Origin of the sequence: Cupriavidus gilardii (assembly GCF_017598945.1) — a bacterium.
Taxonomy (GTDB): Bacteria; Pseudomonadota; Gammaproteobacteria; order Burkholderiales; family Burkholderiaceae; genus Cupriavidus; species Cupriavidus gilardii_E.
Map to the genome: position 1 here is coordinate 22,237 of NZ_JAGFTW010000020.1, position 19,200 is coordinate 41,436.

The 19,200-nt window shown below is 68.2% G+C and carries 9 protein-coding genes; 4 read left to right on the plus strand and 5 right to left on the minus strand.

Translation table 11 applies throughout. The features are described 5' to 3' along the window. Window positions 1-87 precede the first annotated feature (87 nt). The 3 genes from tssM to J5T34_RS08595 are packed head-to-tail and all read left to right on the plus strand — an operon-like array spanning window position 88 to window position 5,860. Window positions 88-4,047: a type VI secretion system membrane subunit TssM gene (gene tssM, locus J5T34_RS08585; protein WP_208579387.1), complete on the plus strand. Its 3,960-nt coding sequence runs from the start codon at window positions 88-90 to the stop codon at window positions 4,045-4,047. Then, complete coding sequence (tagF, locus tag J5T34_RS08590; protein WP_208579388.1) at window positions 4,044-5,057, plus strand: type VI secretion system-associated protein TagF; 1,014 nt, start codon at window positions 4,044-4,046, stop codon at window positions 5,055-5,057. Before tssM ends, tagF begins: the two co-directional genes overlap by 4 nt. A 2-nt stretch (window positions 5,058-5,059) precedes the next feature. Then, the gene (locus J5T34_RS08595; RefSeq protein ID WP_244258774.1) at window positions 5,060-5,860 is read left to right on the plus strand and encodes an OmpA family protein; all 801 of its coding nucleotides are present in this window, start codon (window positions 5,060-5,062) and stop codon (window positions 5,858-5,860) included. A 73-nt stretch (window positions 5,861-5,933) separates the two neighbouring features. On the opposite strand, the gene tssA is transcribed toward J5T34_RS08595, so the two are convergent. From tssA to purL, 3 genes are all read right to left on the minus strand, one after another. Beyond that, window positions 5,934-7,031, minus strand: a complete 1,098-nt coding sequence (gene tssA / locus J5T34_RS08600) for a type VI secretion system protein TssA (protein ID WP_208579390.1) — start codon at window positions 7,029-7,031, stop codon at window positions 5,934-5,936. A gap of 110 nt (window positions 7,032-7,141) precedes the next feature. Beyond that, a complete protein-coding gene (locus tag J5T34_RS08605) occupies window positions 7,142-7,435 on the minus strand; it encodes a hypothetical protein (protein ID WP_208579391.1) in 294 nt (97 codons plus the stop codon). Between the two features lie 101 nt (window positions 7,436-7,536). Beyond that, the gene (purL, locus tag J5T34_RS08610; RefSeq protein ID WP_208579392.1) at window positions 7,537-11,583 is read right to left on the minus strand and encodes a phosphoribosylformylglycinamidine synthase; all 4,047 of its coding nucleotides are present in this window, start codon (window positions 11,581-11,583) and stop codon (window positions 7,537-7,539) included. 319 nt (window positions 11,584-11,902) lie between these two features. Here purL and J5T34_RS08615 point away from each other — a divergent pair, with 319 nt between their 5' ends. Next, the gene (locus J5T34_RS08615) at window positions 11,903-14,419 is read left to right on the plus strand and encodes an alkaline phosphatase D family protein (protein ID WP_208579393.1); all 2,517 of its coding nucleotides are present in this window, start codon (window positions 11,903-11,905) and stop codon (window positions 14,417-14,419) included. A gap of 151 nt (window positions 14,420-14,570) precedes the next feature. Here the strand turns inward: J5T34_RS08615 and J5T34_RS08620 are convergent, their stop codons facing one another. Continuing rightward, the gene (locus tag J5T34_RS08620; RefSeq protein WP_208579394.1) at window positions 14,571-18,212 is read right to left on the minus strand and encodes a hydantoinase B/oxoprolinase family protein; all 3,642 of its coding nucleotides are present in this window, start codon (window positions 18,210-18,212) and stop codon (window positions 14,571-14,573) included. Between the two features lie 116 nt (window positions 18,213-18,328). Then, window positions 18,329-18,967: a winged helix DNA-binding protein gene (locus J5T34_RS08625; protein ID WP_208579395.1), complete on the minus strand. Its 639-nt coding sequence runs from the start codon at window positions 18,965-18,967 to the stop codon at window positions 18,329-18,331. Window positions 18,968-19,200: the final 233 nt, after the last annotated feature.

Consider the following 19,200-nt stretch of genomic DNA (forward strand, 5'->3'; position numbering starts at 1 on the left):
CGCCAAGCCAGAACACGCACGAGCTCAAGCACAAGCCCAAGCCAAAGCACAAGAACCAGCACACGCATTCGCAAACCGCAGGCCAACATGCACCGATTCCTCAGTTTCCTGACCAACACGCGCACGCTGTCCGTGATAGGCGTCGTCGCGCTGACGCTCTTCCTGCTGCTGGCGGCCGATACCTTCGAGGTCGGGCTGACCTGGGTCGGCATCGTGCTCGGCCTGCTGGTGGTGGCGTGGCTGATCGCCTTCGCATGGCGGCACTATCGCGCCCGGCACGCCAGCGGCAAGCTCGGTGCGCTGCTGGAACAGCAGGCCAATGCGGCGGCCCAGGAAGCGCCGCAGGAAAAGCGCGGCGAGGTCGAGGCGCTGCGCACGCGGCTGGTCGATGCGGTCAAGACGATCAAGACCTCCAAGCTCGGCCAGCTGTCGGGCAACGAGGCGCTGTACGAGCTGCCCTGGTACATCGTGATCGGCAACCCGGCAGCGGGCAAGAGTACCGCGGTGCTGAACTCGGGCCTGCAGTTTCCGTTCGCCGACAAGAACAACGCGATCATCCACGGCATTGGCGGCACCCGTAACTGCGACTGGTTCTTCACCACCGAAGGCATCCTGCTCGATACCGCCGGCCGCTATTCCGTGCACGAGGAAGACCGCAAGGAGTGGCTGGGTTTCCTGGACCTGCTCAAGCGCTACCGTCCGCGCGCGCCGATCAACGGCATCGTGGTCACCGTCAGCATTCCGGAGCTGACGCAGAACCGGCCCGAGTTCGCCATCCAGCTGGCCAAGAACCTGCGCCAGCGCGTGCAGGAGCTGACCGAGCGGCTGGAAGTCTTCGCGCCGGTCTACGTGATGTTCACCAAGGCGGACCTGATCACCGGCTTCACCGAATTCTTCGGCGACAGCGACAAGCACGAGCGCGACCGCGTCTGGGGCGCCACCCTGCCCTTCGAGCCCGGCGAGAAGCGCGATGCCGCCGCGATGTTCGACGAGCGCTTCGACGAGCTGTACGACGGCTTGAAGGAAATCAGCGTGGCGCAGATCGCGCAGCACCGCAACGGCAAGCTGTCGCCGGGCCTGCTGAGCTTCCCGCTCGAGTTCGCGTCGATCAAGCCGGCGCTGCGCGCCTTCCTGGTGACGCTGTTCGACGAGAACCCGTTCCAGTACAAGCCGGTGTTCCGCGGCTTCTATTTCACCAGCGCGGTGCAGGAGGCCAGCACGACCAGCGCCTCCGCAGAACGGATCGCCCGCCGCTTCGGGCTGAAGCTCGACAGCGCCGCGCACAGCCGCGAGGTGTTCTCGAAAAACGGCTTCTTCCTGCGCGACCTGTTCTCCAAGGTGGTGTTCGCCGACCGCAAGACCGTGCGGCAGTTCTCGAGCCCGGCCAAGACGCGGATGCGCTTCGTCACCTTCTTCGGGCTGGTGCTGGTGCTGGGCCTGCTGCTGGGCGGCTGGACCTGGTCCTTCATCGGCAACCGCCAGCTGACCGCGAACGTGCAGGCCGACCTCGACAAGATCGTCAAGCTGCAGCAGAACCGCATCGACCTGCAGTCGCGGCTCGAGGCGCTCGATATCCTGCAGGACCGGATCGAGCAGCTGGAGCGCTTCCGCGCCGACCATCCGATCGCGCTGTCGCTGGGCCTGTACCAGGGCGATACGCTGCAGCACAAGCTGCTCGACGAGTATTACAACGGCCTGCGCCAGGTCATGCTCAAGCCGGTCGGCACGTCGATCGAGCGCTTCCTGGCCGAGGTCAACGCGCATCCGGACCAGCTCGCGCAGAACGTGCGTGCGCCGGCGGCCAATGGCGCGGTGGTGCCGACCTCGGCCACGGCCAACGGCACCGCCGGCGCCAGCGCTGCCGCCGCGCCGGCTGCAACACCGACGGCCGGCGCTGCGGCGGCACCTTCCGCCGCCGACATGACCGCCGCGTTGAATACCGAATCTCCGAATGCCAAGCGCTATGCCGACGCCTCGCCGACCAACGTCGAGGACGCCTACAACGCGCTGAAGACCTATCTGATGCTGGCGGACAAGCGCCATGTCGAGGTGGCACACCTGACCGATCAGGTCACACGCTTCTGGCGCGGCTGGCTCGAGGAGAATCGCGGCAATATGCCGCGCGAGCAGCTGATCCGCGCGGCCGAACGCAACATCTCGTTCTACCTGGCCCGCGTCAACGACGACAACTGGCCGCTGCTCGAGAGCAATCTGTCGCTGATCGACCAGACCCGCGAGAACCTGCGCCGCGTGGTGCGCGGCATGCCGGCGCGCGAGCGCGCCTACGCCGAGATCAAGGCGCGCGCGGCCACGCGCTTTGCGCCGATGACCGTGGCCCGCATCGTCGGCGACGCCGGCGCGACGGTGGTCGCCGGCAGCTACGCGGTGCCCGGCACCTTCACGCGGGAAGCCTGGTTGCAATACGTGCAGCCCGCCATCCGTGAGGCCGCCAGCAAGGAACTGCAGAGCAAGGACTGGGTGCTGAACGTCGCCGCCCGCGACGACCTGACGCTGGAAGGCAGCCCCGAGCAGATCCAGAAGACGCTGGTGTCGATGTACAAGAACGAATACGCGAAGGAGTGGCAGCGCTTCATGCAGGGCGTCGCGGTGCAGGAGTTCAAGAGCTTCGACCAGGCTGTGACCGCGATGAACCTGCTCGGCGATCCGGTCAATTCGCCGATCCGCAAGCTGTTCGACGCGGCCTACGAGCAGACCTCGTGGGACAACCCGTCGATCGTCAACGCGGGGCTGAAGCAGGCCAAGACCGGCGTGATCGACTGGTTCAAGCGCTGGGTCTCGCGCGGCACGCCGTCGGGCGTCAGCGTCAATGTCGACAGCGCCAGCCTCGCCGCTGGATCCGAAGCCGGCAATATCCCGATGGGGCCGGTCGGCAAGGAGTTTTCGGGCCTGGCCAAGATCGCCGTGATGCACGACAACAATTCGCTGCTGCGCGGCTATATGGAAGCGCTGTCCAAGGTCCGCACGCGCTTCAACACCATCAAGAACCAGGGCGACCCCGGCCCCGGCGCGCGCCAGCTGATGCAGCAGACGCTCGACGGCAACGGCTCGGAGCTGGCCGATGCGCTCAAGTACGTCGACGAGCAGATGCTGACCGGCATGACCGACAGCCAGCGCCAGACGCTGCGTCCGCTGCTGGTGCGTCCGCTGCTGCAGTCGTATGCGGTGACGATCCGCCCTGCCAGCGTGGAGATCAACAAGGTGTGGAACGCCCAGGTCTACCAGCCCTTCATGCAGACGCTGGCGACCAAGTACCCGTTTGCCTCCGATGCCAAGATCGAGGCCAGCGCCGCCGAGATCGGTCAGGTGTTCGGCCCGGACGGCGCCATCGCCAAGTTCGCCGGCACCACCATCGGGCCGCTGTCGGTGCGCCGTGGCGACATGATCGCCGCGCGGACCTGGGGCGATCTGGGCGTGACCTTCGCGCCGGAGTTCACCACCAACTTCACGCGCTGGATTGCGCCGCTGACGGGCGGTGCGGCGGCGGGCGCCGGCGGTGCCGCCGCTGCCGCCCCGCAGACGGTGTTCCAGATCCTGCCGTCGCCGGCGGCCGGGACCACCGAATACACGATCGAGATCGACGGCCAGCAGCTGCGCTATCGCAATACGCCGCCGCAGTGGACCAACTTCGTCTGGCCCAATCCGCAGGGCACGCCGGGCGCGCGCATCACCGCCACGACCTTCGATGGCCGCACCGTCGAAGTGCTGAGCGAACCGGGCCGCTTCGGCCTGGAGCGGCTGATCGCCACGGCCTCGCGCAAGCGTCGCCCGGATGGCGCGTTCGAGCTGTCGTGGACGCAGGGCGGCACCACCGTCGCGGTGGCGCTGCGCATCGTCAGCAGCCCGCAGACAACCACGGCGGCCGCCGACTCGCCGCAGGGACAGGGCCTGCGCGGTCTGAAGCTGCCGCCGGCGATTGCGGACGCGTCGGCGCCGGTCACCGCCACGGAGGCGGCACAGCCCGCCCCTGCCGCCTCGTCGCCGATTGCGCAATCCGGCGCCGCCGTTCGTGCAGGAGGTGCGCAATGAGCCAGGCAGCGCAATTGCAGCTCGCGTACTTCGGCAAGCTTCCGTCGCGCGGGGATTTCGTCAAGAGCCCGAACCAGACCCAGTTGCTCGATACGCTCGATCGCTGGCTGTCGCAGGCGATGGAGATGCTGGCCGAAGACCCGGGCTGGAAGACCGTCTATGACGCGTGGCAGCCGGTGCAGTTCGCCTTCCTCGGCTCGCAGAGCCGGCTGGCGATCGCCGGCACGGTGATGGCCAGCAACGACCAGTCGTCGCGCCGCTTCCCGTTCCTCGCCGCGGCCGCGCTGGAGATCGACCAGCCGCTGCCGTTCATCGCGCGCAGCCCGCTGGCGCTGACGCGGCTGTGGACGCGCGCCAGCCACCAGATGCAGGAGCTCGTTTCCGCTACCGATCCGGCCGAGGGCCTGCGCAATCTGGCGCAGACCCAGTTCGCGGTCGAGATCGGCGCGGGGGCGCAGGCCTACGACGCCAGCTTCAAGGACTTCATCGAATTCCAGACGGTGGCCGGCCTGGAGCAGATGCTGCGCGCCGACGGGCAGACGCTGTGCCTGCGGCGCACGCTGGTCGCGCTGGGCATCCTGCTCGAACCGGTGATGAGCGCCGGCACCTCGCGGCTGGACAAGGGACTGACGCTGCCGTTGCCGTCCGACCCGGTCTATCGCAGCCTGGTGGCGAGCTTCTGGCTCGACCTGATCTCGGGCTTCCTGAAGCGGGGGGATTTCGAGCTGTCGCTGTTCCTCGGCCGGGTCGGCAACCCGCGCAGCGCTGACGCGGGCCGCAGCGAACGACTCGTGATCGGCTTCAATGGCGCCTCGTCGCGGACGCTGCACGGCATCATGTCGCCGCTGGCGTACGGCGAAGTCAATATCGACATCGACGACCCGCAGTGGGTGGACCAGCATGCCGGCTCGCGCTATGGCGTGGCCAAGCTGGCCAGCTATCTCGAGCAGCCGCAGTTGTCGCTGCGCGCGGCGCTCGACACCTTCCGCGAAGTCTTCATCGGAGAATGATCATGCGTTCGGTTTTCCCGGCCTGCCGCGCTGTTGCGCTGGCGACGGCCCTGACCTGGCTGCTGGCGGCGCCCGCCTCCGCCCAGACGCCTGCCGGCGCGGAGGCGGTGGCAGGACGCGTGGTGGCCGGCGGCGCGGTGCCGGACGAGGCCACCAAGGCCGAGGTGCTGGCGCGTCTGCGCGAGCTGTATGGCGCGGCCAATGTGGTCGATCAGATCGAGGTGGGCGGCGTGGTGTCGCCGCCAAACTGGACCGCCAACGTGCAGAAGGTGCTGTCGCCGCAGATCAAGCAGGTCAAGCGGGGGCAGTTGAGCATCGACGGCACGCAGATCGCACTGTATGGCGACGTTGCCGACGAGGGCCAGCGGCAGCAGATCGCCACCATGATGTCGAGCGGGCTGGGCCAGAACTACACGGTCAAGAATGGCCTGCGCGTGCCGGCATCGGGTCAGGACCTGCTGGACCGCACGCTGGCGAACCGGATCATCGAATTCGAGACCGGCAGCGCCACGCTGACGCCGAAGGGCCGCGTGATTCTCGACGAGATGGCGGCGGTGCTGCCGAAGCTGTCGGGACGCAAGATCGAGATCGTCGGGCACACCGACAATTCGGGCAGCCGCGCGCTGAATCTGGCGCTGTCGCAGTCGCGCGCGGAGACGGTCAAGAGCTATCTGGCCGGCAAGGGGATCGAGCCATCGGTGCTGTCCGCGGTCGGCGTAGGACCGGATCAGCCGATTGCGCCGAACGACAAGGAAGAGAACCGGGCGCGCAATCGGCGCATCGAGTTCAGGGCCAGCCAGTAAAAGACTGAATGTCGGTTCGCTGTCGTTCCCGCGTTTGCGGGGGACGACAGCTCGGACTGTGCAGCGGGCCGACTCAGCTGCCGGAATCGCTCTCCGCGTCCGGCATCACGCCCAGCAATTCCTCGATCTGCGCCAGCGTGGCATCGTCCTTCACGACGGTGCGCAGCCAGGCGTGCAGCGGCATCTCGCCCCACTTGGCCGCGCGCGCGGCCAGATAGGCGACCGGGCTGTGCGGTTCGGTACGGCGGAAGAAATCGGCGACGTCGCGTAGCTGCGCCAATGCCTGCTGGCGCGTGCGGATCGGGCCGCTGGCCGCGGTCGCGCCCTGCCCGCCCACGGCCGGCGCTTCGACCCGGCTGACGGTAGTCGGCGTGGCCGCGTGCCCTGTCTCGTTCGTGCCGGCGGCCGGCGCGGCGGGCTTGCCGACGAAGCGCTCGACCAGCGCCCGCACGGCTTCCAGCGCTTCACGCGCCTGCCGGAAGCTCGGCGCATGCTCCCCGGCCTTCGCGTCGAGCACATCGCCGAGCCGTACCAGCGCCTGCTGGCACGACACCACGTCCTGCAGCAGTGCGACATGGAATTCGGCCGGCGTGGCCTTGCGCGCGGCCTCGAACGCTTCCTGCGTGACCTTGCCCTCGGACAGCTCGTCGGCGTGATCGGGATCGCGGCGGATCGCCTCGGTCAGCGCGGTCGCCACCTCCCAATCGACATAGCCGTAGCCGCCGGCGGCCTCGTCGACCAGCGGAATCTCGCGAATCAGCTGGCGCGATCGCGTGGCCAGCCACGCCACGCTGCCGGTGCGATATTCGAGGTCTTCCTCGTCGGCACGCGGATGCAGGCCGCTCCAGAACGATTCGCACAGCTGCGCGGTCGCCGTATAGCCGTCGCGCAGACCCGCAAACCCTCTTGTCTTGGCCAGCGCCTCGGTCAGCCACACCGCCAGCCGCAGATCCTTGGTCCGCTCCGACAGCAGCCGCGTCGACAGGTCGACCACCTGGCGCCAGTCCGCCTCCTTCAACTCGGTCACCCATTCGCCCTGGTCCAGCGAGGGATCGTCGAAACGACGAGCCTCCTGAATGCGGTCGAACTCGGCCGAGAACAGCAGATCCTCGCCGCAAGGGTCGTCGCCCGAAACAGGTTGCAGCAAACGGTCGAAGGAGAGAGTCGCCATATCAGCCCGCAGGAAATGGAATGGCGGGTAGTGTAGCGCGTGGTCGTATCTGCAGCCAGCGTTGCTGGCTCAGGCTGAGCCGTCGTCAGGCCCGATCGCATCGGTTCCAGTCATCGTCCTTCGCGATGCGTCTGGGCATCTAGATCCTCAGCAGACAAGCGCGTTCCATCATCTTGCGACTTGGCGTAGTCGAACAACGCGACGTCATCGAGGTCCTCGACCAGATGCTTGATCCGATGCCATACGTCGATCGGGACAACCGCGAAGACTGACTGATCGCCACGCTTGATGAACTGAATGTGGAACACGGCTATGGCCTCGTATGGTTTGGCAGAGAGCGGAGGATAGGCGACCAACGATGTCGCAATCTTCCGCGTATTGGCCAATAGCGGCGATCCGAGCATCTGGACTGCCCTCACGAGTGCAAGGCCATGGAGCGCCAAGAAGCAAGAAGGCCCGCATCGCGCGGGCCTTCTTGCTTCCAACCAACTTCAACCGGAACGGCTTATCCCACCCACTTCCGCGCATTGCGGAACATGCGCATCCAGGGGCTGGCGCCGTCCGGGATCTGCTTCCAGGCGTCCGGGGCCCAGCTCATCGTGGCGGCCCGGAACACCCGCTCCGGGTGGGGCATCAGCACGGTGAAGCGGCCGTCGACCGTGGTCACCGAGGTGATGCCGTCCGGCGAGCCGTTCGGGTTCAGCGGGTAGGTCTGCGTCGCCGCACCGCGGTTGTCGACGAAGCGCAGCGACACGTCGACGCGGCTCTTGTCGCCCTGCTGCGAGAAGTCGGCGTAGCCCTCGCCGTGCGCGACGACGATCGGGATGCGGCTGCCTTCCATGCCGGCGAAGAAGATCGACGGCGACTGCTGGACCTCGACCGTGACGAAGCGCGCTTCGTACTGCTCGCTCTGGTTTCGCGTGAACTTGGGCCAGGCACCGGCGCCGGGGATGATCGGGGCCAGGTTGCTCATCATCTGGCAGCCGTTGCAGACGCCCAGCGCGAAAGTATCGGTGCGGTTGAAGAAGGCCGCGAACTGCTCGGCCATCGCGCCGTTGAACAGGATGGTCTTGGCCCAACCTTCGCCGGCGCCCAGCACGTCGCCGTAGCTGAAGCCGCCGCAAGCGACGAAGCCGATGAAGTCGTCCAGCTTCGCGCGCCCCGCGATCAGGTCGCTCATATGGACGTCGTAGGTGTCGAAGCCCGCGCGGTCCATGCTATAGGCCATCTCGATCTGCGAGTTGACGCCCTGCTCGCGCAGGATCGCCACGCGCGGCCGGGCACCGCTGGCGATGAACGGCGCGGCGATGTCCTCGGCCGGATCGAAGGTCAGGCTCGGCGTGATGCCCGGATCGGCGGCGTCGAGCAGCAGCGCGTATTCGCTGTCGGCGCAGGCGGGGTTGTCGCGCAGCCGGGCGATGCGCCAGCTGACCTCGGTCCACACCCGCTGCAGCTCGGCGCGCGGCGCGCCGAACACCTTCTTCGCGTCGCGGTAGATCTCGATCTGGTCGCTGCCATTGGGCTTGCCGACCACATGGCTGCAGGCCGACAGGCCGGCCTCGCGCAGCGCAGCGAACACGGCGTCGCGATCCTCCAGCTTGACCTGGATCACCGCGCCCAGCTCTTCCGCGAACAGCGCGCGCAGCGTCTGATCGTTGCGGCGCTCGGCGATCTGCTGGGCCCAGTTCTTGGCGTCGCCGTAGTCCGGCTCCTGGGTCGGATCGAGCGTCAGCATGTCGACGTTCAGCGACAGGCCGCAATGGCCGGCGAAGGCCATCTCGGCCAGCGTCGCCATCAGGCCGCCGTCCGAGCGGTCGTGATAGGCGAGCAGCTTGCCCTCGCGGTTCAGGCGCTGGATCGCATTGAAGAAGTTGCGCAGATCGGCCGGGTCATCGACGTCCGGCACGCTGTCGCCGACCTGCTGCGTGACCTGCGCCAGGATGCTGCCGCCGAGGCGGTTCTTGCCGCGGCCCAGGTCGATCGCGATCAGCACGGAGTCGCCCAGATCGGTGCGCAGCTGCGGCGTCAGCGTGCGGTCGACATCGTCGACCGCGGCAAACGCCGAGATGATCAGCGATACCGGCGCGACCACTTCCTTGGCCACGCCCGCATCGTCCCACTTGGTGCGCATCGACAGCGAATCCTTGCCCACCGGAATGCTGATGCCCAGCGCCGGGCACAGCTCCATGCCAACCGCATGCACCGTGTCGTACAGCTTGGCGTCCTCGCCCTCGACGCCGCAGGCGGCCATCCAGTTGGCGGACAGCTTGACCTTGCCGAGGTCCTTGACCGGGGCGGCGGCCAGATTGGTCAGCGCCTCGCCGATCGCCATGCGGCCCGATGCGGGCGCGTCGATCACGGCCAGCGGCGTGCGCTCGCCCATCGTCATCGCCTCGCCGGCCTTGCCTTGGTAGTCGAGCGTGGTGACCGCGACATCGGCCACCGGCACCTGCCACGGGCCGACCATCTGGTCGCGCGCGTTCATGCCGCCGACGCTGCGGTCGCCGATCGTGATCAGGAACGACTTGCTGGCGACGGTCGGGTGACGCAGCACGTCGCGCACCGCCTGATCGAGCGCGATGCCGGTCACGTCGACTTCGGGCAGCGATTGCTCGACCCGCTTGACGTCGCGGTGCATGCGCGGCGGCTTGCCGAGCAGCACGTCCATCGGCATATCGACCGGGAAGTGTTCCTTCAGCGCCTGATCGACGCTGGCATCGACCAGCTGCAGCTGCTTTTCCTCGGTGGCGACGCCGACCACCGCGAAGGGCGCGCGCTCGCGCTCGCACATCGCGGCAAAGCGCGGGAAGCTGTCCGGCGCGATCGCCAGCACATAGCGCTCCTGCGATTCGTTGCACCAGATCTCGGCCGGCGACAGGCCCGACTCTTCCAGATGAATCTGGCGCAGCTCGAAGCGCGCGCCGCGGCCGGCGCCGTCGACCACCTCGGGGAAGGCATTGGACAGGCCGCCCGCGCCGACGTCGTGGATCGACAGGATCGGGTTCTCGTCGCCGAGCTGCCAGCAGGCGTTGATGACTTCCTGCGCGCGCCGTTCCATTTCCGGGTTGCCGCGCTGCACCGAATCGAAGTCGAGGTCGGCGGTATTGGCGCCGGTCGCCATCGAGCTGGCCGCGCCGCCGCCCATGCCGATGCGCATGCCCGGGCCGCCCAGCTGGATCAGCAGCGAGCCCGCCGGCAGCGGCTCCTTGTGCGTATGCGAGGCGTCGATATTGCCGATGCCACCGGCGATCATGATCGGCTTGTGATAGCCGCGCACGGTGCCGCCGACGTTCTGCTCGTAGACGCGGAAATAGCCGCCCAGGTTGGCGCGGCCGAATTCGTTGTTGAAGGCGGCGCCGCCGAGCGGGCCTTCGATCATGATCTGCAGCGGCGAGGCGATGCGCTCCGGCTTGCCCGTCACCGCGGGCCGCTCGTCGGGATTGCGGAAGGCCAGCGGCTGGGCGGCGTCGCGCGCGTTCTCCCACGGCTCGACCGCGTCGGGCAGCATCAGGTTGGACACCGTGAAGCCGGTCAGGCCCGCCTTCGGCTTGGCGCCGCGGCCGGTTGCGCCCTCGTCGCGGATTTCGCCGCCGGCGCCGGTCGAGGCCCCGGGGAACGGCGAGATCGCGGTCGGATGGTTATGCGTCTCGACCTTCATCAGCGTATGGGTCAGCGCCTGATGGCGGCCATACTGATGCGCGTCGCCGCGCGGGAACCAGCGCTCGGCGACATCGCCTTCCATCACCGCCGAGTTGTCCGAATACGCGACGATCGAACCCTGCGGATTGAGCTGGTGCGTGTTGCGGATCATCGCGAACAGCGATTTGTCCTGCTCCTCGCCGTCGATGGTCCAGGTCGCATTGAAGATCTTGTGGCGGCAGTGCTCGCTGTTGGCCTGCGCGAACATCATCAGCTCGACATCGGTCGGATTGCGGCCGAGCTTGGCGTAGGCGTCGACCAGATAGTCAATCTCGTCGTCGGACAGCGCCAGGCCCATCGCGACATTGGCCTCGGCCAGCGCGGCGCGACCACCGGCCAGGTCGATGAAGCGCAGCGGCTTGGCCGGCAGTTCCTCGAACAGCCCGGCCGCGGCGTCGCGCGTGGCGACCACGGTCTCGGTCATGCGGTCGAACAGCAGTGCGGCCACGGCATCGCGCGTCAGCGGATCCAGCGTCTTGCGGCCGCGCAGCAGGCCCTTCTTGCAGACCACCGTGAACTCGATGCCGCGCTCGATCCGGTGCACATGGGACAGACCACAGTTGTGCGCGATATCGGTGGCCTTGCTGGCCCACGGTGAAATCGTGCCGAAACGCGGGATCACGACAAAGCGGTCGCCCTCGGGCTGCTCGGCGAACGGCGCGCCATAGGTCAGCAACGCGCGGATGCGGTCGGTGTCGCCCTTGTCCAGCGGCTGGTCGGTATCGACGAAGTGCAGGAACTGGCCGTGCACCGATTCGATGTCGGCGTCGATCTGTTGCAGGGCGGTGAGCAGGCGTTGCTGGCGAAAGGCCGACAGGGCCAATGCGCCGGGGAAGCACGAGAAATGCGCCATGATCTGAGCGGTCGGAGGGCGATGGAGGGTAAGACGGCGGCCGGGCCGCTGGCGCGGGGGTGGCGCCAGCCGGGGCAGTCCGGCGAAAACCGCTATTGTACCTTGCCGGGCGGGAACGCTTGCGGCGCGGCGTCCGCCCGATTTCAGCCCGCGAGGCACTGCCGGCCGCCCTGACAAGGTCCTGGGCCGCCCCCGGCCGTGCGCCCTGCACATCACGCCGCTGTCACAACTCCCTGCTCCAATCGCCTTCAGGCGGCCGTTCGCGGCTCTTTCCCTTCGGGACCCGTTCCCGAGCCACTTCCTACTCGAACGACAAGACATGGACAGAAGGCGATTTCTGAAGCTGGGCGGCTTCATCACGGTCTCGGTGGCCACGGCAGGCGGCCTGGCGGCATGCGGCGGCGACGACCACCCCGACGGCCGTCCCGACACCGGTACGCCGGCGGCGCCGCCGGCCACCGGCGCGAACTGGAAGTTCCCGCAGAGCGTGGCGTCCGGCGATCCGAAGCCGGACGGCATCCTGCTCTGGACCCGTGTCGTGCCGGCAAACGTCGACGATGCCGCGGCGGCGAGCCTCGACGCCAGCTTCGCGATCCGGCTGCGGGTGACGGCCGCGGACAATGCCGGCGCGCTGGGCACCGCCACGGCGCTGGCCGGCACCGCCGTGGTCGACGCCACCATCCCGGTCTCCGGCGCCTACGACTGCACGGTGCGCCACAAGATCACCGGCCTGGCTCCCGGACAGACCTACTACTACCAGTTCACCGCGGGCGAAGTCCGTTCGCGCATCGGGCGCTTCCGTACGGCCCCGGCCGCCGACGCCGACGTCTCGCAACTGCGCCTGGGCTTTCTGAGCTGCCAGGACTGGAGCATCAACCACTGGGGCACCTTCGACGCGCTTGCGGCCGAGGATCTGGACTTCGTCGTCCACCTGGGCGACTACATCTACGAGACCGTCGGCGAGGACTTCCAGACGGGCGCGGTCGAAAGCGCCCACACGCCGCTTGTGCTGCCCGATGGCACCTTCAAGAACGGCAGCAGCGGCGCGAAGTACGCCACCACGCTGAACGACTACCGCTACCTCTACAAGCGCTACCGCAGCGACCCGCGCCTGCAGGCGGTGCACGAGCGCTTCGCCATGGTCGCCACCTGGGACGACCACGAGTTCAGCGACGACTGCTGGGGCGACGCCGAAACCTACAACGCCGCCGGCAACGGCGTCGAGCAGCACCAGCCCGCGCGCCGGCGCGCCGCCAGCCGCGCGTGGTTCGAATTCATGCCGGCCGATATCGTGTTCGACGAGAAGCAGGAAGGCATCCACGCGATCCGCATTTATCGCGAGCTGCGCTTTGGCAAGCTGGCCCATCTGGTGATGACCGACGAACGGCTGTACCGCACCGACCACGTGCTGCCCGAAGCCGCGATCAACCCGGCCACGGGCGCGCCGCTGGGCAGCATCGGCGCGCGCTACATGGTGCCGTCCGCCACGCTGGCCACCGCCGAGGCCGCCAAGATGGCCGCCGCCGGCGCGGCCGACCCGCTGGCACTGACGTCGATCCTCGGCAACGAACAGCGCAACTGGTGGCGCGACACCATGGCGCGCTCGCCGGCGATCTGGAAGCTGTGGGGCAACGAGGTCTCGCTGCTGCGCATGGGCATCGACGGCAGCAACGCCATCGCCACGCTGGTCGCCTTGCAGGCGCTCGGCACGCTGTCGGCCAGCATCCAGGGCACACTGGCCTCGACCGGCGGCAATGTGCCGGTGGCCGCCGCCGCCGTCGCCGCCGTCGCGGCCGGCGCCTCGCAGGCCAGCGCAGCGACGGCCGCGCAGGCGATCGCAATGGCCGATGCCACCGCCGGCGACAAGACCGCTGCCGCCATCGGCGCCGGACTGACCGCCGCGCAGGCCGGCATCGCGGTACTGGCCTTCGGGCAAGCAAAGGCCGCTGCCGCGGGCGGCGTCGCCTCGCAGATTGGCGCGGCCGCCCAGGCAATCGCGTTCGGCTACGTGAAGCCGGACGTGCTGGCCCATCGCGAGACGTCGGCCTTTATCCCGGCCGCGCAGAAGGCGGCGCTGGCGGCCTTCTTCCAGCGCTTCGTGCTCAATGCCGACCAGTGGGATGGCTTCAACGCCGAACGCAAGGCGCTGATGCGGCATCTGGCGGACAACGGCATCCGCAACGTGGTGGCGCTGACCGGCGACATCCATGCCTTCTATGCGGGCACCGTGCACGACGACTACGACGCCGAGGGCGGCGGCACGCCGGTGATGGTGGACCTGGTGACGGCCGGCATTAGCTCGGACTCGTTCTTCTCGTATCTGAAATCGGCGGTCGGCGCGCTATCGGAGAGCCTGGCGACGCTGGTCTACCGCACGCTGTCGCTGCCGGTTCCGGCGCTGGGCGGCGAGCCCGTGCAGGTCGACGTCAATCTGCTCGACCATACGCTGGCGCCGTCGACCGTCACCGCCGCCACCGTGGCCGAATCGCTGCGGGTGTCGCTGCGCGGCGCGCTGGCGGCGCGCGGCGTGGCCGAGGGACAGCTCGATGCGACCACCGATGCGGTGCTGACAGCGCTGCAGGGCGATGCCGCCTTCGTCCAGCAGGTCGTGCCGCTTTGCCAGCAGCTGGCCGCGCTGCGCAGCAATCCGTGGCTGCAGTACGCCAATACCGACGCGCAAGGCTACGCGGTGGTGACCGTCACGCCCGGTGCGCTGACCTGCGAGTTCAAGCAGGTCAACCGGCTGGTGGGCGGCAAGGCGCCGGCCGCAGTGGTGGCAAGAACGGTGAAGGCGACGGTGCCGCGGGATAGGGCTGCGGTGGTGGTCGAGCGGTAGCGGGACGCTGCCCTCTCCCCCGGCCCCTCTCCCGCAAGCGGGACAGGGGAGAACACCGACGCATACGATAGCCGCGTCGCCGAAGTCAGCGATGGCCGTGCTCCCTCTCCCGCTTGCGGGAGAGGGTTGGGGAGAGGGCAAGCCGCGCGTGCTACACCGCCCCGTATCCTCCACCCCCGGGCGTCTCGATCACGAATACGTCCCCTGCGGCCATTTCCGTACGCGCCACGTGCGGCAGCGTCTCCTCGCTGCCATCGGCCCGAATCACGCGGTTGCGGCCGGTCGCGCCCGGCTCCCCGCCCGCCATGCCGAACGGCGCGTGCACCCGGTTGTTCGACAGGATCGACGCTGTCATCGGCTCCAGGAAACGCACCTTGCGCACGCCGCCGTTGCCGCCGTGCCAGCGCCCCGCTCCACCCGATCCATCGCGGATCTCGTAGCTCTCCAGCCGTACCGGGAAGCGCCATTCGAGCACCTCCGGATCGGTCAGCCGGGAGTTGGTCATATGTGTCTGCACGACGTCGCAGCCATCGAATCCGTTGCCGGCGCCGCTGCCGCCCGAGATCGTCTCGTAGTACTGGTAGCGCTCGTTGCCGAAGGTGAAATTGTTCATCGTGCCCTGGCTGGCGGCAACCACACCGAGCGCGCCGTACAGCGCGTTGGTGATGCACGACGACGTTTCGACATTGCCCGACACCACCGAGGCCGGATAGCGCGGATTGAGCATCGAGCCTTCGGGAATCACCACATGCAAGGGCTTCAGGCACCCCGCGTTCAGCGGGATGTCCTGATCGACCAGCGTGCGGAACACATACAGCACGGCCGCCATGCACACCGCGCGTGGCGCATTGAAGTTGTTCGGCAGCTGGTCCGAGGTGCCGGTGAAATCGACAGTCGCTTCCCTGCGCTCCCGATCGACCGTGACCCGCACGCGGATCTGCGCGCCATTGTCGAGCGGGTAGGTATAGCTGCCGTCCTTGAGCGCGGTAATCACGCGCCGCACCGCCTCCTCGGCGTTGTCCTGCACATGGCCCATATAGGCGCGCACCACCGGCAGGCCGAAGTGCGCGACCATCTTGCGCAGCTCCTCGACGCCCTTGGCATTGGCGGCCACCTGGGCACGCAGATCGGCCATGTTCTGGTCGACATTGCGCGCCGGGTAGCGGGCGCCGGCCAGCAGCGCACGCATGCCGGCATCGTCGAGCACGCCGCCGTCGACCAGCAGGAAGTTGTCGATCAGCACGCCCTCCTCCTCGACCACCGTCGAATCCGGCGGCATCGAGCCCGGCGTGATGCCGCCGATATCGGCGTGATGGCCGCGCGAGCCGACGTAGAACAGCACCTCGCGGCCATCGGCGTCGAACACCGGCGTGATCACCGTCACGTCCGGCAGATGGGTGCCGCCGTTGTACGGGTCGTTCAGCACATAGACGTCGCCGTCCTTCATCCGCCCGGCATTGCGCGCGATCACGGTCTTGATGCTCTCGCCCATCGAGCCCAGATGCACCGGCATGTGCGGCGCGTTGGCGATCAGGTTGCCCTGGGCGTCGAAGATCGCGCAGGAGAAGTCGAGCCGCTCCTTGATGTTGACCGAGTAGGCGGTGTTCTGCAGCCGCAGGCCCATCTGCTCGGCGATCGACATGAACAGGTTGTTGAAGACCTCCAGCATCACCGGATCGGCCTCGGTGCCGAGCGCACGCCGCTGCGGGCGCGGCACCGCGCGCGTCAGCACCAGATGGTCGCGTTCGGTCAGCAGCGCCTGCCAGCCGGGCTCGACCACGGTGGTGGCGTTCTGCTCGGCGATGATGGCCGGGCCGGCGAGGCGGTCGCCGGGACGCAGCGTATCGCGCCGGTACAGGCCGGTGTCGTGCCACGCGCCGCCGCTGAACATGCGCACCGTCTCGGCGGGCTGCGGCGGGCCTTCGCGCGGCGCCAGGGCCGGGGGACGCTCCTGCGGCGCCTGCGCGACGCCGACCGCCTCCACCGAGATCGCTTCGACGATCAGCCCCTTGTCGGGCATCAGGAAGGCATAGCGCTGCCGGTAGGCGGCCTCGAAGCCGGCGCGCATCGCGGCGGCGTCGCCGAACGGCACCACCAGCGCCGAATCGGTGCCCTCGTAGCGCAGATGGACGCGGCGCAGCACCTCGATGCGGCCGGCATCCTCGCCCTGCTCCAGCAGTTCGTCGCGCGCCTGCCGGGCGAGCGCGTCCAGCTGCTGCGCCAGCATCGGCACGGCGCCCTCGTCCAGCTTCGCTTCGATCGACAGCTCGCGCATCGCCGTACGGTCGGCCAGGCCCATGCCATAGGCCGACAGCACGCCGGCCAGCGGGTGCACGAACACGGTCTGCATGCCGAGCGCATCGGCCACCAGGCACGCGTGCTGGCCGCCGGCGCCGCCGAAGGTGGTCAGCGTGTAGCCGGTCACGTCGTGGCCGCGCTGCACGGAAATCTGCTTGATCGCGTTGGCCATGTTGCCGACCGCGATCTCGATGAAGCCCTCGGCCACCTGTTCGGGCGTGCGGCGGTCGCCGGTCTGCTCGGCGATCTGCGCGGCCAGCGCTTCGAAGCGCGCGACCACGGCATCGCGGTCGAGCGGCGCGTCGGCGCGCGGGCCGAACACCGCCGGGAAATGGGCGGGCTGGATCTTGCCCAGCATCACGTTGCAGTCGGTCACCGCCAGCGGGCCGCCGCGCCGATAGCTGGCGGGTCCGGGTTTGGCCCCGGCCGAGTCCGGGCCGACGCGATAGCGGCTGCCGTCGAAATGCAGCACCGAGCCGCCGCCCGCCGCCACCGTGTGGATGCTCATCATCGGCGCGCGCATCCGCACGCCGGCGACGCTGGTCTCGAACACGCGCTCGAAGTCGTTCGGATGCTTGCCGCTGAAATGCGACACGTCGGTCGACGTGCCGCCCATGTCGAAGCCGATGATGCGATCGAAGCCGGCGCGCTGCGAGGCGCGCACCATGCCGACGATGCCGCCGGCCGGACCGGACAGGATCGCGTCCTTGCCCTGGAAGCGATGCGCGTCGGTCAGGCCGCCGCTGCTCTGCATGAACTGCAGGTTCACGCCCGGCATCTCGCGCTCGATCTGCTCGACATATCGGCGCAGGATCGGCGACAGATAGGCATCGACCACCGTGGTGTCGCCACGTGGGACCAGCTTCATCAGCGGCGACACCTCGTGCGACACCGATACCTGCGCGAAGCCGAGCTCCCGCGCGATGCGGGCCGCGCGTGCCTCGTGATCCGAATAGCGGTAGCCGTGCATCAACACGATCGCCACCGCACGGATGCCGTCGGCCAGCACGCGCGTCATCCGTTCGCGCAACGCCGTCTCGTCGAGCGGCTGCACCACCTCGCCATGCGCGCCGATGCGTTCGTCGACTTCCACCACGTCGCGATAGAGCAGCTCGGGCAGCACGATATTGAGATCGAACAGCCGAGGGCGGTTCTGATACGCGATGCGCAGCGCGTCGCGATAGCCGCGCGTGATCAACAGCGCGGTGGGCTCGCCCTTGCGCTCGAGCAGCGCGTTGGTGGCTACCGTGGTGCCCATCTTCACCGCCGATACCAGGCTAGGCGTAATCGGTTCGCCGGCGGCCAGGCCAAGCAGATGGCGGATGCCGGCGACCGCCGCATCGGCGTATTGCTCGGGGTTCTCCGACAGCAGCTTGTGCGTGACCACGGCGCCGTCCGGGCGCAGGCCGACGATATCGGTGAAGGTGCCGCCGCGATCGATCCAGAACTGCCAGCGCGGATCGGAGGGGACGGCTTGCGATTCGGAGAACGACACGGAATACCTCGTGATTTGACGATGGATTGAACGATGGATTGGACGATGGATTGAACGATCGCGCGAAGGGAAGAAGCCAACGGATCCGCCCCGCGAACGCCGGGGCGAAGCTCGTGCTACAACGACGTCGCCGAGCGCGCCGCCTGTTCGTACAGCCCGGTCAGCACGCGCAACAGCCGTGCCAGTTCGCCGATCTCGGCGTTCTCGGCGCTGCCCGGGGTCATATTGCTGGTCAGGCATTGCTCGCGGATTTCACGGTACCGGGCGCATGCCTCGGTGCCGGCCGCGGTGGTGCTGTAGGTCGCCTCCTTGCCCACGCGCACGCCGGCCACCAGGCCCATGCCCTGCAGCTTCTTCAGCGAGTAGGTGACCAGATGGGTGTCTTCGACGTTCAGCACGAAGCAGATGTCGGCCAGCCGCTTGGCTCGGCCGCGGTGATTGACGTGATGGAGCACCAGCACGTCGAGGAAGGTCAGATCGCGTACGCCGGCCGCGCCCATGCAACGCACCACCCAGCGGCTATAGGCGTTGTAGGCGGTGTTCAGGCCGAACTCGAATTCGGACAGCTCGGGACTGCGCGAGGACACCAGATGCGCGGAGGACACGATGCCGGCGCCCGCGGCGCGGGAGGCGGCATCGGCGGCAGCAACGTCGGCGGCAGCAACGTCGGCAGCAGCAACGCCGACAGCCGCGACGTTGGCGGACGCAAGATCGGGAGAGGCAACTTCGTCGCGGCGGCTCGGTTTTCGGGCCATGGACAGCACTCCTGCAGAAGAACAGCGGAGAACGAACGGCATCGCGCGTCGCGCAGCGATCAACGGGCGCCGTGTAGGTGATTTCCCGGGGGCCGCGACTGTAATTTCAGCTTGACAGTTTATCGACAAATTATGAGCATGAGTACCCGGTAACGATGGGGATTGCGCGCCACTGCAATGACCGCTTCGGTGGCAATTCGCGCACGAATCCTGGGCATCGGACCACTCGCGCA